Source organism: Burkholderia sp. A9, assembly GCF_000801975.1.
Map to the genome: position 1 here is coordinate 1 of NZ_JSZN01000037.1, position 508 is coordinate 508.

Below are 508 nucleotides of genomic sequence, written 5' to 3' on the forward strand. Positions count from 1 at the left end.
CGCTGCTGCCGCAGTTCATCAACGCAGCCGAGCCGACGCTGCCGCAGTTCGGCATCCTCGTCGTCACGTTCGCGGTGATCGAGGTGAGCTGGTATCTCGTCTACGCGTCGTTCGGCACGCGCATCGGCGCGACGCTGAAGAGCCAGAGCGTCGCGAAGATCTTCAACCGGCTGACGGGCGGCATCTTCGTCGGCTTCGGCGCGATGATGGCGCTGGTCCGTCACTGATTCAGGCCCGCGCGGCCTGCCGAACGCCCCGCGCCTCGTCAGAGGGCGGGGCGTTCGCGCATCTGCGCCCGTCGCGCCTGGCTTGCACGCTTGCACACGCTCCCAGACAACTGCTCCGGCCCGCGCTCGGCGAGGTGCTCGACCGGGTAAACATGAAGGGGTCGGATGCAAACTGGCGATCTAGAGTGCGTATTCGAGGGAAAGTCCTTATTTTCTCTACGGAAATGTTGCAATGCGGAAACCGATTCGCTATAGTTACACCTGTCTCCTCCATGTCTCCT

The 508-nt window shown here is 63.2% G+C and carries 1 protein-coding gene; it reads left to right on the plus strand.

Going from position 1 to position 508, the window contains the following annotated elements; translation table 11 throughout:
• On the plus strand, nt 1-227 hold a 227-nt coding region (locus tag PI86_RS14270), incomplete at its 5' end, for a LysE family translocator (RefSeq protein WP_039323608.1).
• Between the last annotated feature and the right edge of the window lie 281 nt (nt 228-508).